This window comes from Paenibacillus sp. NRS-1760 (assembly GCF_050467785.1).
GTDB lineage: Bacteria > Bacillota > Bacilli > Paenibacillales > Paenibacillaceae > Pristimantibacillus.
In genome coordinates this window covers 83,019-96,966 of sequence record NZ_JBITPK010000005.1, presented here as the reverse complement: position 1 = coordinate 96,966, position 13,948 = coordinate 83,019, and the positions used below count along the sequence as shown (strand labels likewise).

At 47.0% G+C, this 13,948-nt stretch carries 10 protein-coding genes; 8 read left to right on the top strand and 2 right to left on the bottom strand.

What is annotated here, in order from left to right; genetic code table 11:
- The first annotated feature begins 60 nt into the window (after window positions 1–60).
- Both ACIFSR_RS01065 and ACIFSR_RS01060 read left to right on the top strand, forming a co-directional pair.
- The gene (locus ACIFSR_RS01065) at window positions 61–1,860 is read left to right on the top strand and encodes a substrate-binding domain-containing protein (RefSeq protein WP_430054202.1); all 1,800 of its coding nucleotides are present in this window, start codon (window positions 61–63) and stop codon (window positions 1,858–1,860) included.
- Window positions 1,861–1,943: 83 nt separating this feature from the next.
- Window positions 1,944–3,104: a sn-glycerol-1-phosphate dehydrogenase gene (locus ACIFSR_RS01060; RefSeq protein ID WP_430054201.1), complete on the top strand. Its 1,161-nt coding sequence runs from the start codon at window positions 1,944–1,946 to the stop codon at window positions 3,102–3,104.
- A gap of 63 nt (window positions 3,105–3,167) precedes the next feature.
- Here the strand turns inward: ACIFSR_RS01060 and ACIFSR_RS01055 are convergent, their stop codons facing one another.
- Both ACIFSR_RS01055 and ACIFSR_RS01050 read right to left on the bottom strand, forming a co-directional pair.
- The gene (locus ACIFSR_RS01055) at window positions 3,168–3,995 is read right to left on the bottom strand and encodes an aldo/keto reductase (protein WP_430054199.1); all 828 of its coding nucleotides are present in this window, start codon (window positions 3,993–3,995) and stop codon (window positions 3,168–3,170) included.
- A 16-nt stretch (window positions 3,996–4,011) separates the two neighbouring features.
- On the bottom strand, window positions 4,012–5,178 hold the full coding sequence (locus tag ACIFSR_RS01050; RefSeq protein ID WP_076266747.1) for an iron-containing alcohol dehydrogenase: 1,167 nt from the start codon (window positions 5,176–5,178) through the stop codon (window positions 4,012–4,014).
- A 183-nt stretch (window positions 5,179–5,361) separates the two neighbouring features.
- On the opposite strand from ACIFSR_RS01050, the gene ACIFSR_RS01045 reads away from it, so the two are divergent.
- From ACIFSR_RS01045 to ACIFSR_RS01020, 6 genes are all read left to right on the top strand, one after another.
- Window positions 5,362–6,267 (top strand): ArsR/SmtB family transcription factor, encoded by a 906-nt coding sequence (locus ACIFSR_RS01045; RefSeq protein ID WP_076266748.1) that lies wholly within the window; start codon window positions 5,362–5,364, stop codon window positions 6,265–6,267.
- A gap of 255 nt (window positions 6,268–6,522) precedes the next feature.
- Entirely contained in the window at window positions 6,523–8,592 is a 2,070-nt protein-coding gene (locus ACIFSR_RS01040; protein ID WP_339203653.1) for a bifunctional aldolase/short-chain dehydrogenase, read from the top strand.
- A gap of 13 nt (window positions 8,593–8,605) precedes the next feature.
- On the top strand, window positions 8,606–8,977 hold the full coding sequence (locus tag ACIFSR_RS01035) for a sensory rhodopsin transducer (protein ID WP_339203652.1): 372 nt from the start codon (window positions 8,606–8,608) through the stop codon (window positions 8,975–8,977).
- A gap of 31 nt (window positions 8,978–9,008) precedes the next feature.
- Entirely contained in the window at window positions 9,009–10,229 is a 1,221-nt protein-coding gene (rhaI, locus tag ACIFSR_RS01030; protein ID WP_430054196.1) for an L-rhamnose isomerase, read from the top strand.
- Window positions 10,226–11,695: a rhamnulokinase gene (locus ACIFSR_RS01025; protein WP_430054193.1), complete on the top strand. Its 1,470-nt coding sequence runs from the start codon at window positions 10,226–10,228 to the stop codon at window positions 11,693–11,695. Before rhaI ends, ACIFSR_RS01025 begins: the two co-directional genes overlap by 4 nt.
- Before the next feature lie 37 nt (window positions 11,696–11,732).
- On the top strand, window positions 11,733–12,491 hold the full coding sequence (locus ACIFSR_RS01020) for a DeoR/GlpR family DNA-binding transcription regulator (protein ID WP_430054191.1): 759 nt from the start codon (window positions 11,733–11,735) through the stop codon (window positions 12,489–12,491).
- Window positions 12,492–13,948: the final 1,457 nt, after the last annotated feature.

The window sequence follows — 13,948 nt, the reverse complement described above, 5'->3', positions numbered from 1 at the left end:
GGTTTTCTTATCCTTTGCTTGATTTTTGTGGCTTTGGTTGTATGGACGAGGGCGTGCGTAATGAACGAAAAGGTTGTGAAAAATGACAGCGGATACAATTATTTGATCGGGGTGTCCCAGCCCAATTTGAGCGAGCCTTGGCGCGTGGCCATGAATGAGGAAATTCAGCAGGAGGTCAGCAGGCACTCGGATATGCGGGTCATCTTCACCGATGCCGCGCAAAGCAGCGAGCAGCAGGCGAAGGATGTGAAGAAGCTGGTTGGATATGGCGTCGATCTGCTCATCATATCGCTTGATGATCCAGTAGCTCTCACACAAACAGTAAGCTCCGTTTACGAGAATATTCCTGTTATCGTGCTCGGAAGAGGCGTGACAGGATATGATTATACGCTATATGTCGGTACGGACGATGAAATGATTGGCAGAAAAGCAGGCGAATTTGCAATGGAAACGCTGGGTGAGTCGGGCGGTAAAATTATTGAAATGCAAGGGTTGGCCGGTTCTCCGACCGTTGAAGAACGCAGCAATGGATTTAGGGAAGCGATTCATAATTCCAAACTTAGCATCGTGCAGACGATGAATGCGGATTGGCAGCGCGATCGAGCGGAGGATCTGCTAACGGATTGGTTAAAAGATCAACCCGAGGTTGACTTAATCTTTGCCCATAATGAAGCGATGGCGTTAGGCGCATATCGTGCAGTACAGAAGCTTGATAGGAATGATATTAATATTATTGGCATCGATGGCGTCAATTCTGAAAACGGCAGCCTGCTGCTCGTCTCGGAGAACAAGCTGACAGGCACTTTTACAAGTCCCCCTGGCGGCAAGGAAGCGATTCGTTATGCGGTCGATATATTGAATAAAGAAAAGGGAATTCCCAAAAAAGTTATTTTGCGCAGCCAGAAAATAACGAATCAACTGGAGGGGAAGGGCGAGCCGCGCGTTACGCATTCACCAGCGCCTACGCTCCAAGAGGCACAATCTCCGATTGTATTAGGGTTTGCACAGGTGGGTACGGAAAGCGGCTGGCGAATCGCAAATACAAAGTCGGTGATTAATGCGGCAAAGGAAGCAGGCGTGGAGCTGCTTTATGAGAATGCGGAGCAGTCGCAGGATAAACAAATTGAACTGATTCGGCAGTTTATAAAGAAAAAGGTGGATGTGATCGCCTTCTCACCGAAGACGGAGACCGGCTGGGAAGAAGTATTGAAGGAGGCGAAGGAGGCAGGAATTCCAGTCATACTGTCTGATCGTGAAGTGAACGTAAGCGATGATACGCTGTGGACAGCTTACATCGGTTCAGATTTTCGCGAGGAAGGCAGAAGGGCGGCAAGATGGTTGATTCAAGAGGCAGAGGAAGGACAAAGCTATCAATTCGTCGAGCTGCAAGGAACAGCGCACTCTGCACCAGCTGTTGGGCGGATGCAAGGGTTCAAGGAGGTTATCGAAACCGATAAAAACTTCACCTTGCTTGAATCATTGCAAGGCGACTTTACGAAGAAGAAGGGCAAAGAGCTGATGGCGGCGGCGCTGAAACGGCATGGCTCTGCGATAAACGTCGTTTATTCCCATAATGATGATATGGCTTTAGGCGCTATTGAGGCCATTGAGGATTTTGGCTTGCGGCCGGGTAAGGACATTACGATTATCTCTGTTGATGCTACTAAGTCAGCTCTTAAAGCATTAAGTATCGGAAAGCTTAACTTTGCAGTTGAATGCAATGCGCTGCTTGGTCCTCAGCTCATGAAGGCGGTTAAGGATTTGTCAGAGGGCAAGGAGCTTCCGATGAAAATTATTACTGCTGAAGGTGTTTTTACGCAGGAATCTGCCAAAATGGCGCTAGCAAGCCGTGAATATTAATAGAAGGAGAGGCTGTTAAAGTTGACAAGGTATGCCATCAAGAGCAGAATAAAAATATTACACTACGAAATGAGGCATAGCCCATGTCAAACCTTATTGATAGAGTGAAAAAGCTATCAGCAGGTTTTGATGAAGAAACGTTGCGAGCGATTGAAATAAACCCTTTGCTTGTCGAAGCGGGTGCCCTTCAAGCGGTAGCTCCATATATAAAGGAAAAGCAGTATAGTCAGGTTGTTATTGCTGCGGATGCGATTACATACAACATTGCTGGGAAACAACTTGAGGAAGCCATTGCAGCGCAAGGTATTTCTGTTCATGTGACGATTATAAAGGCGGACCGCCAAGGCGATGTCATTGCGGATGAAGCATCGATCGTGCAGCTCTTATTGGACATTCAACTGCGCAAAGCACAGGTAGTCATTGCAGCAGGCTCAGGAACGATACACGATATCTCTCGTTATGCCGCTTATACAGCGGGCATTCCCTTTGTATCTGTTCCGACTGCGCCATCTGTTGACGGCTTCAATTCCAAAGGAGCACCGATTATTATTCGCGGTGAGAAGAAGACGATCGCAGCCATTGGCCCCGATGCGATATTTGCTGATTTGGAAATCCTCGCAGCGGCGCCAGCAGTCATGGTAGCTGCTGGTTTTGGCGATATGCTGGGGAAATATACATCGTTATTTGATTGGAGCTTTGGCGCAGCTGAAGGCGGTGAGCCCTATTCAGAAGAGGTTGCTGAAATTACGCGTATTGCACTTAACAAATGTGTAGAGAATGCTTCTTTAATTGCTACCCGTGACCAGCAAGGCATTCGCATACTTATTGAAGCGCTTATTGATTCCGGCCTTGCCATGCTCTTATTCGGTCAATCGCATTCGGCGTCCGGATCAGAACATCATTTGTCGCATTTCTGGGAAATGGAATATATTCGCCTTGGCAAAAGACAGCTGCTGCACGGTGCAAAGGTTGGCGTAGCCTGCGCGGAAATTTCCAAGCTATATCACCAGCTTGCTGCTGAAGAAGAAGGTCTAGCTTTTACAGCTAATCCTGAGAAGGTACGGGAGGCCATTGCCGCACTTCCGGATGAAGCCCAGATTAGAACGTGGCTGAAGCAGGTTGGCGGTCCGACAACGACGGAGGAGCTTGGAGTTGATACGGAGCTGCTCACGGCAAGTTTGCAGAAAGCCCATCTCGTTAGGCCAAACAGATATACGTTACTAAGCGCGTATAATTCTATTTAAGCAAAAAACGGCTCCATCCTTTGAAACAAGGATGGAGCCGTTATTATTTTGGAGTGATTTAATTTAGAAGTTGAAATTATCTGGATCTGGGCCAAAACGGTGATCTTGGTTAAGCGCACTGATTTGAGCCATTTCCTCAGACGTTAGCGTGAAATCGAAAATATCTCCATTTTCTTTAATGCGAGCCGGAGTAATCGATTTTGGTATCGTAACGACCTCGTTTTGCAGATCCCAACGAAGCACCACTTGAGCAGGCGATTTGCTGTATTTGGCAGCAATATCAGCGAGCACGCTTTGATCCAGGTTTCCTTGCATAAGCGGGCTCCAAGCCATTAGCTGAATGCTGCGGCTCTTGGCAAAAGCGTGAAGCTCCGTTTGTGTAAGAAGCGGGTGGTATTCCACTTGATTGACCATAGGAACAAATTCACCTGCTGTAATGACATCCTGTAGATGATGGATTTGGAAGTTGCTCACGCCAATTGCACGTACATAACCGTCACGGTACAGCTTTTCAAGCGCGCGCCAAGTTTCCAAGTACTTATCCTTTACAGGCCAGTGGATGAGCAATAGATCAACAACTTCAATGCCAAGTTTCCGTCTGCTGTCTTCAAAGGCAGTCAGCGTGGAATCGTAGCCTTGATGAGCATTCCAAATTTTTGTCGTTACAAAAATTTCGTCGCGCGCGATCCCGCTGTTGCGAATACCAGCGCCAACCCCCTCTTCATTATTGTAAGCTGCTGCTGTATCGATGCTTCTATAACCAGCTTCAATCGCAGAGGCGACCGTTCTTTCCGCTTCCCCATCATCTTTCACTTTCCAAACGCCAAGGCCAAGCCAAGGCATTTTTACTCCGTTACTTAATGTGGTATGTGCTGTTAGGGCATGAGTCATTTATCGTAACCTCCAGTTAAAGTGATAATTCCAAAATAGCTTTAACATCTTGTTTTTCCAAACGCTTGAATGAACCAATCGTGCCATAACGTACAGCTTCCTCAGCCATGCGATCCAGTTTGTCGCTTCCGATCTCAAAGTCGGCAAGACGTGACTCAGCGCCAATTTTCGTGAAGAAATCACGAGTCGCTTGAATGCCTTCAAGAGCGATTTCGTTGTCTGATTTGCCTTCTGGATTCACATTCCATACACGAGTTGCATATTGAACGAAACGATCCACCCGCTCTTCATAAACGTACTTCATCCAGTTCGGGAAAATAACAGCCAAGCCTGCGCCGTGCGGAATATCGTAAATGGCGCTCACTTCATGCTCAATGCCGTGCGAAGCCCAGTCATTGCTCATGCCAACGCTGATAAGACCGCCATTCAAAGCCATCGTACCACACCACATAAGGTTCGCGCGAGCAGCCGCATCCTCAGGGTTTTCAAGAGCTAACTCAACATTCTCAATTACCGTTTGCAAAATGGATTCGCAGAAGCGCTCCTGCAGCGGAGTATTTGGCGTTAAGCTGAAATATTGCTCGAACACATGGGACATGATGTCCACAGCGCCGTTAACGGTATGGTTGCGAGGAACCGTGTACGTAAGCGTAGGATCGAGAATCGAGAATGCAGGATACGTATGCGAGCTGCCAAAAGCACGCTTTAAGTTTTCTTCCCAGTTCGTAACGACCGAAGAGCCGTTCATTTCCGAACCTGTTGCAGCCAGTGTCAAAATCGTACCAAGCGGAAGCGCTTTTTGAATAACAGCTTTGCCTGTGAAGAAATCCCATACATCGCCTTCATAAGGAACACCTGCAGCGATAGCTTTGGCTGCATCAATAACGCTGCCTCCACCAACGGCTAGAATGAAATCAACGCCTTCAGCGCGGCAAATGTCGATCCCTTTTTTGACGGTAGTTAAACGCGGGTTTGGTTCAATATTAGGAAGCTCGTGCACCTTGATGCCAGCTTCTTGAAGAAGGCTTACGGTTTGATCGTACAAGCCTGTTTTTTTGACGCTGCCTGATCCGTAAACGAGCAGGACTGTTTTGCCGTATTTGGAGGTTAATTGGCCTACTTGCTTGGCTGTACCTTCACCAAACACAATATGAGTTGGATTAACGAATTGAAATGAGTTCATCTTAATTCCTCCTAAAACTATTTAGATAACTAAAAAGGTAACTAAATATCTTTTGAGTTATGTATACGCCGTTTATTTTAGTTAATTCTACTCCATAAGTCAAGGTGGAGCAGGGAAGTGTTGAAAGGATAACTTTTTAGTTATATAATGATTTGAAATTAGCTAGAGACAGGGGAAGCAGCAATGGAAATTGAAGTGAGCAGCCGCAATATGAAGTTTCTTGAATGCTTCTCATCACACACACGGGTCAAAATGATTGAATTGCTAGGCGTGCAGCCTATGAATATAAAAAGCTTATCCGAGGCGCTAGATATAAAGTCTCCTATCGTTACAAGACATATTCATATGCTGGAGGAAGCCGGCATTGTTCGCAGCGAAAGCGTGGCGGGCAAGCGCGGCATGCAAAAGATATGCCATCTCCAGCTGTCGCAGGCGATGCTGGTTTTTAAGAGTGAACCAGTCACGGACGAAACGAAGCGTTACTCGGTTTCACTTCCCGTGGGACATTATTCTTCGTACCAAATTAAACCAACCTGCGGACTGGCATCCGATACTCAAATGATCGGGATGTGCGATGATCCGCGTTATTTTGCCGATCCAGAGCATGTCCATGCTAAAGTCTTATGGTTCGGTTCAGGATTTGTGGAATACCGTATACCTAATTATATGGTGAACAACGAAATGCCAGAGTCGCTCGAAATCGCGATGGAGATCTGTTCGGACACGCCTTGCAGCGTCAACCACCTGCCATCGGATATTGCTTTTACGATTAACGGTGTCGGTGTTGGAACGTGGACGTATCCAGGCGATTTTGGAAGCTCGCGAGGGTTGTATACTCCCGAGTGGTGGCATAAAAATATTCAGTATGGATTTATGAAAACGATCCGCGTCAATCAGCAAGGATCTTACATTGACGGGATAAAAGTATCTGATGTTACGATTGGCGAGCTAATGCTCGCGTATGACAAAGAAATTTTATTCCGCATCTCATCCAGCACAACGACGAGAAATTGCGGCGGCGTTACGCTGTTTGGCAAAGGATTCGGAAATTATAACCAAGATATTGAAGTGACGCTGCGCTGCCAGTAAGGAATGCTGCGTAGTGTATATAATGAAGAGATGCCCCTTTAGGTTTTTGACAACCTTGAGGGGCATCTTTTTTTGTTTGTCTACTAAGTATATGCTTGCTGCCCGTAATTGTGGGAATAGCTTGTAAGTCGAAAAAATAAAAAGAAAACGACAAATATACATTTTTGTTTGTGTTTGAAATAATCGTATTCAAACACAAACAAATGTGGTATGATCAATTCAAACAAATACAAAACATCATTCGGAGGTATATCCATGGTACAAAGTTTGTGGGAAAACGAAAAAGCATCGCAGTTGGAAGGCGGATTGGCTGAGCTCGTATATCGCTCCAACATCATTGGTGCAGATCGCAGAGTTTGCAATTACGGCGGCGGCAATACATCTAGCAAAACAATCGTAAAAGATTTCCGCGGTCGCGACGTTGAAGTGATGTATGTGAAGGGCAGCGGTTCGGATCTTGCTTCTATGAAAGCAGGCAATTTTACTGGACTGCGGATGGATGATATCCGTCCATTATTTGAACGTGCTGAAATGCCGGACGAAGAGATGGTTGCTTACCTAGTCAACTGCATGATCGATTCGAAGCACCCGCGTGCGTCGATTGAAACGCTATTGCATGCTTTTCTTCCATTTAAACATGTGGATCATACACATCCCGATTCTATTATTAGCTTGTGCTGTGCGGATAACGGCAAAGCGCTTGCGAAGGAAATTTTCGGCGACCGTTTCGTCTGGGTTCCTTATGTACGACCAGGCTTCAATCTCTCCAAAATGATTGCCGAGGGTGTTCTTGCCAATCCAAATGCCGAGCTAGTGCTGATGGAAAAGCACGGCCTTGTTACTTGGGGCGAGACAAGCGAGGAATGTTACGCGCAAACGATCAAAATCATTTCCGAGGCAGAGGCATTCATTGAATCTCGTTTTGACGAGGCTTCATTGTTTGGCGGCGTGAAATACGAGGTGCTCGAAGCTGATGTTCGCAAAAGCGTAGCTGCACAGGTTATGCCTACAATTCGCGGCGCAGTGAGCGATGCGAAGAAGATGATTTTGACATTTGACGATGAAGCGGATGTGCTTGCATTCGTAAGCGGGAATAATTCTCCAACATTATCGCAGGTCGGCGCTGCATGTCCGGATCATTTGGTGCATACGAAGGTTGTTCCATTGTTTATTGACTGGACGCCAAATGCAGAGGATATCGATGGTTTGAAGGCGAAACTATCAGAAGGAATCGCTGCATATAAAGAGCAATATAAAGCTTATTTTGAACGCAACAAAAATGAAGGCGACGTCATGTTTGAAGCAGCGCCTCGCGTCATTCTAATTCCGGGTATCGGTATGATCAACACCGGCAAGAGCTGGGCGATGGCACAAGTGAGCGGAGCGCTATACCACCGTGCGATTGCCGTGATGCGCGGCGCAACAGCATTAGGTGATTTCGTATCGCTTAGCGAGAACGAGTCGTACAACGTGGAATACTGGCCATTAGAGCTTTACAAATTGTCGCTTGCTCCGGCTGAGACGGAATTTTCGCGCAAGGTTGCTTTCATCACAGGCGGCGCTGGCGGTATCGGAAGTGAAACAGCACGCCGTTTAGTATCAGAGGGTGCGCATGTTGTGCTTGCAGATCTTAATCTTGAAGGCGCGCAAAAGGTTGCCTCAGAGATTAATGAGAAGTTTGGCGAATGCCGAGCAACAGCCGTGAAAATGGATGTAACGAGCGAAGAGCAGGTCAAAGCTGCTTATGCGGAGACAGCACTTGCTTACGGCGGCGTGGACATTATCGTGAACAACGCTGGTCTTGCGACTTCAAGCCCATTCGACGAGACATCACTTAAGGAATGGAATTTGAATATGAATGTGCTTGGAACAGGTTATTTCCTAGTCGCTCGCGAAGCGTTTAAATTAATGAAGCAGCAAAGCATTGGCGGCAACATGGTGTTCATCGGATCGAAAAACTCTGTGTACGCGGGTAAAAATGCATCTGCTTATAGCTCGGCAAAAGCGCTTGAAGCTCATTTGGCACGCTGTATCGCAGCTGAGGGCGGCGAATTCGGCATTCGTGTAAATACGATTTTGCCGGATGCGATTTTGCAGGGGTCGGCAATTTGGAACGGCAGCTGGCGCAATGAACGTGCAGCGGCTTATGGCATTGAGCCGGATCAGCTGGAAGAATACTACCGCAAGCGCACGACGCTGCTCGTCAACATTTATCCGCGCGACATCGCAGAGGGCATTGCATTTTTTGCCTCCTCCAAAGCAGATAAAACAACAGGCTGTATGTTAACTATTGACGGCGGCGTACCTGCTGCATTCACCCGTTAGGAGGTTAGGCGATATGATCCAAGGGAGAGGCGAGAAATCTTGGTATATACCGGATGGTTATATACCGCCAGACAGCACGGGAACGCTTACCAGCCATGAATCGATATGCGTGCTGAATTGCTCCACCGAAGAAGCCATTATTCATATTACGATTTATTTTGAGGATCGCGAGCCGATGGAAGATATTCAAGTTGTTGTTCCTGGCAGACGAACAAACCATATCCGAACCAGCTCATTAATGAAGGAAGGGGCGTCGATTCCAATCGGCGTTCCTTACGCCATTGAGGTGCTGAGCAATATTCCAATCATTGTACAATACAGCAGATTAGATTCGACGCAGGCAGAGAATACGTTGATGTCTACGATGGCTTTTCCAATCAAATAGGTTCAAAATATAAATGAGAGGGTGTTCCATAATGACTGATCGCGCTTATACGTTTTTTGAGGAGCAGCAGAAAGAAAGAGGCATTAACATTGAAGAGGTAAAAGCAAAATTGAAAGCGCTCAAAATCGAAACACCTTCATGGGGATATGGTGATTCCGGTACTCGTTTTAAGGTGTTTCAGAAGGAAGGCGTGCCTCGCAATCCGTTTGAGAAATTTGAGGATGCTGCACAGGTGCATCGTTTGACAGGAATCGCTCCGTCTATCGCTATCCATATTCCTTGGGATAAGGTAGAGGATTACGGCAAGCTTAGAAGTCATGCGGAAGATCTTGGACTATCGATTGGAGCGGTAAATCCGAATCTATTCCAAGATGAAGACTATATGCTTGGAAGTGTAACGAATTCCGATGCTGCAGTGCGCCGGAAAGCGACTGATCACTTGCTTGAATGCGTAGATATTGCCAAGGAAACGGGCTCGCGTGAATTTAGCTTATGGTTCGCCGACGGTACAAACTATCCAGGACAAGGACATATCCGCAAGCGTAAAGCTTGGATGCAGGAAGCTTTGGCCGAAATGTACAGTGCGATGACGCCTGACATGCGTATGCTGATTGAATACAAATGTTTCGAGCCGGCGTTCTATCATACGGATCTTGCGGACTGGGGCATGGCTTACAACTTGGCGCAAAAGCTAGGGCCGCAAGCGGAAGTGCTTGTTGATACAGGCCACCATCTGCCAGGCGCGAACATCGAGCATATCGTTGCTTATTTGCTGGACGAGAAACGTCTGGGAGGTTTCCACTTCAACAGCCGCAAATATGCGGATGATGATCTAATTGTAGGTTCTGTGAATCCTTATGAGCTGTTCTTGATTTTCTATCAAATTTTGAGCGCAACAGGCGATGCGGATGCTGCTGTTCGCGGCAATGCAGAAAGCATTACGTATATGATTGACCAGTCGCATAATATTGAGCAAAAAATCCCTGCCATGCTGCGCTCCGTCCTTAACGTGCAAACCCAGCTGGCAAAGGCGCTGCTCATTAACCATGATGAAGTGAATGATGCTGCTGAACGCAATGATGTTCTTGGCGCTGAGGATGCTGTGCGCCGCGCATTTGAATTCGATGTTACACCGCTTTTGCACGCGATTCGCGAAGAGCAGGGCTTGCCGCATGATCCAATGAAAGCATACCTAAGCAGCAGCTATGGCAAAGACATATTGGCGAGAGGCAAGGGCGGTGCCAGCTGGTGACCATCCTTGCTTACGATCTCGGAGCAAGCAGCGGAAGAGCGCTGCTTGGCAGGCTGAATAATGGCAAGATCGAGGTAGAGGAGCTGCACCGGTTCTCCAATGATCCGGTGCAGGTCGGCGATCGACTGCACTGGGATATTTTGCGACTGCTACATGAGTTAAAGCAAGCGCTGCTGCTAGTTAAGCATCGCGACATTACGCTGGACAGTCTTGCGATTGATTCTTGGGCCGTTGATTTTGGCTTGATTGGAAGCAATGGGGAGCTGCTTGGCAATCCTTATCATTATCGCGATCATCATACGGATGGCGTAATGGAGCAGGTAGTAGAGGAATTGACGGCAACGGGGATATTTGCGAAGACGGGTATTCAGTTTCTGCCGTTTAATACGATTTACCAGCTGGCTGCTTTGAAGAAGGCAGATTCACCGCAGCTGCGGGATGCCAAACATTTTCTAATGATTCCGGATTTGCTCCGATATTTTTTGACGGGTGAGAAATATAATGAGTTTTCCAACGCAACGACAACGCAGCTGTATAACCCTGTTACCGGCAGCTGGGACGAGGAACTGATTCGCTCGATTGGCATTTCGCCGGAACTGTTCGGTGAGGTTGTACAGCCAGGGGCGAAGGTTGGCAGCTTGCGAGCTTCCCTATGCGAGGAGCTTGGCATAGAGTCCGTTCCTGTTTATGCAGCAGCGGAGCATGATACGGGCTCAGCGGTTGCCGCAGTGCCTGCACTTGAAAAGTCATTTGCTTACTTAAGCTGCGGCACTTGGTCGCTTATGGGTACAGAAGTCGACGAGCCAGTCATTAATGAATTGTCGCAGCAGCTGAACTTTACGAACGAAGGCGGCGTTTATGGCACGTATCGTTTGCTGAAGAACATTATGGGGCTGTGGATTTTGCAGGAATGCAGACGTTCATGGGAGCGGGCAGGAATTTCTTATACGTTCCCCGAATTAGTAAAGCTTGCCGAAGAAGCTAAGCCATTCGCTGCGTTTATTGATCCGGATGATCCGTTGTTTTTGCACCCAGGTGATATGCCTGCTAGAATAACGGAGTATTGTTTGCGCACAAGGCAGAAGGCACTTGCTGATACAGGGGCGATTGTACGGTGTATTTTGGAGAGCTTAGCCTTGAAGTACCGAAATGTGCTAGAGTTAACAGAGCAATTGTCTGGTCAAGCTTTCAGCGGTTTGCATATGGTTGGCGGCGGCATCCAAAATACGCTGCTCTGCCAATGGACTGCAAATGCGATTGGCAAGCCGGTGTGGGCAGGGCCCGTGGAAGGCAGCGCAATTGGCAACATGATAGTGCAGTGGATTGCCAATGGTCAGATTGCTGATATTTGGGAAGCGCGCAAAGTGATACGCGAGTCATTCCCAGTTGATGTGTATGAGCCAGAGCAGCATGAGGCTTGGGAGAGCGCATATCGTGCTTTTAAAGAAACAACAGGAATCGCTTAAGCAGCGAATACAAATATAAGTAAGAAAGAGGTACGTTATGCTGGTCCATGAACGATACGATAAAATTGTACAGCTGGTAAATGAGAGAGGCAGCATCCGGGTTACGGAGCTGAGCGAGCTATGTCAGGTGACCGAGGAAACGATTCGGCGTGACCTTGACCGCTTGGAGCAAGCCGGACGTTTGCGCCGCTCCCATGGCGGTGCGGTTAGCGTAAAGGATCAGCAGCCGGAAATTCCGTATTTCGAGCGGGAGATTACGCATGCGGAGGAGAAAAAACGAATTGCTGTGGAAGCGATTAAGTTGATTCAGCCGAATGAGCGTATTTTGCTTGATGCGAGCTCGACGGCTTGGTATATGGCGGCAAGCATGCCGGATATTCCTCTAACGGTGCTAACCAACTCCATCAAAGTTGCGATGGAGCTGAGCAGCAAAGAGAAGATTGAAGTCATCTCGACGGGCGGCATTTTGGCTTCGCGTTCATTGTCCTATGTTGGTCCGTTAGCCGAGCGTTCTCTTGATGCATATCATGTGGATAAAGCATTTCTCTCCTGCAAAGGTGTCCATTTGGAGCGCGGCGTAAGCGAGTCGAACGAGCTGCAAGCACGTATCAAGCACAAAATGGTAGGTATGGCGGATCAAGTTATTCTGGTCGCCGACTCCAGCAAGTTCGGCGTTCAAGCGTTTACCCATGTGGCTGATTTAGATGATGTAGATGCAATCATTACGGATGAGCGGCTGCCAGCAGCGATCTTATCGCAGCTTAAGGAAAAACAAATTTCCGTTACAACGGTGTAGAGCATAGATGGCGCTGGCTTCAGTAGAAGCGCAGCGCCATTATTGTTGTATAGTATAGGGTTACTGGCGAAAGTGAGCTGTAAGAGTTTATATGTTCTTACAGCGGTAAAAGTGGCGTTTCAGAGTGCTTGTAAGCACATATAGGTTCTTATTGAGCAACTTAACAGGCTGGTTACCTACGAAAGAATGCTGTAAGCGCATATGTGTTCTTACAGCGTTGAAAGTCACGTTCATGAGTGTCTGTAAGCACCAATAGGTGCTTATTGAGCAACTTAACAGGCTGGTTACCTACGAAAGAGAGCTTTAAGCACATATGTGTTCTTACAGCGGTAAAAGTGGCGATTCTGAGTGCTTGTAAGCACAAATAGGTGCTTATTGAGCAGCTTAACAGGCTGGTTACTTACGAAAGAGAGCTGTAAGCGCATATGTGTTCTTACAGCGGTAAAAGTGGCGATTCTGAGTGCTTGTAAGCACATATAGGTGCTTATTGAGCAACTTAACAGGCTGGTTACCTACGAAAGAGAGCTTTAAGCACATATGTGTTCTTACAGCGGTAAAAGTGGCGTTTCTGAGTGCTTGTAAGTACATATAGGTGCTTATTGAGCAGCTTAACAGGCTGGTTACCTACGAGAGAATGCTGTAAGCGCATATGTGTTCTTACAGCGTTGAAAGTCACGTTCATGAGTGTCTGTAAGCACCAATAGGTGCTTATTGAGCAACTTAACAGGCTGGTTACCTACGAAAGAATGCTGTAAGCGCATATGTGTTATTGCGGCGGTAAAAGTAGCGTTTCTGAGTGCTTGTAAGCACAAATAGGTGCTTATTGAACAACTTAACAGGTTGGTTACCTACGAAAGAATGCTGTAAGCGCATATGTGTTCTTGCGGCGGTAAAAGTGGCGTATCTGAGTGCTTGTAAGCACATATAGGTTCTTATTGAACAGCTTAACAGGCTGGTTACCTACGAAAGAATGCTGTAAGCGCATATGTGTTCTTACAGCGGTAAAAGTTACATTGTTGAGAGTCTGTAAGCACCTATAGGTGCTTATTGAACAACTTAACAGGTTGGTTACCTACGAAAGAATGCTGTAAGCGCATATGTGTTCTTGCGGCGGTAAAAGTAGCGTTTCTGAGTGCTTATAAGCACAAATAGGTGCTTATTGAACAACTTAACAGGTTGGTTACCTACGAAAGAATGCTGTAAGCACATATGTGTTCTTGCGGCGGTAAAAGTAGCGTTTCTGAGTGCTTGTAAGCACAAATAGGTGCTTATTGAACAACTTAACAGGCTGGTTACCTACGAAAGAGAGTTGTAAGCGCATATGTGTTCTTACAGCCGTAAAAGTTACATTGTTGAGAGTCTGTAAGCACCTATATGTGCTTACAGAATACAGCGGCAGTTTGGTTATCAGCGATAGAGAGCTTTAAGCACATGTGTGTTCTTACATCTAAAACATT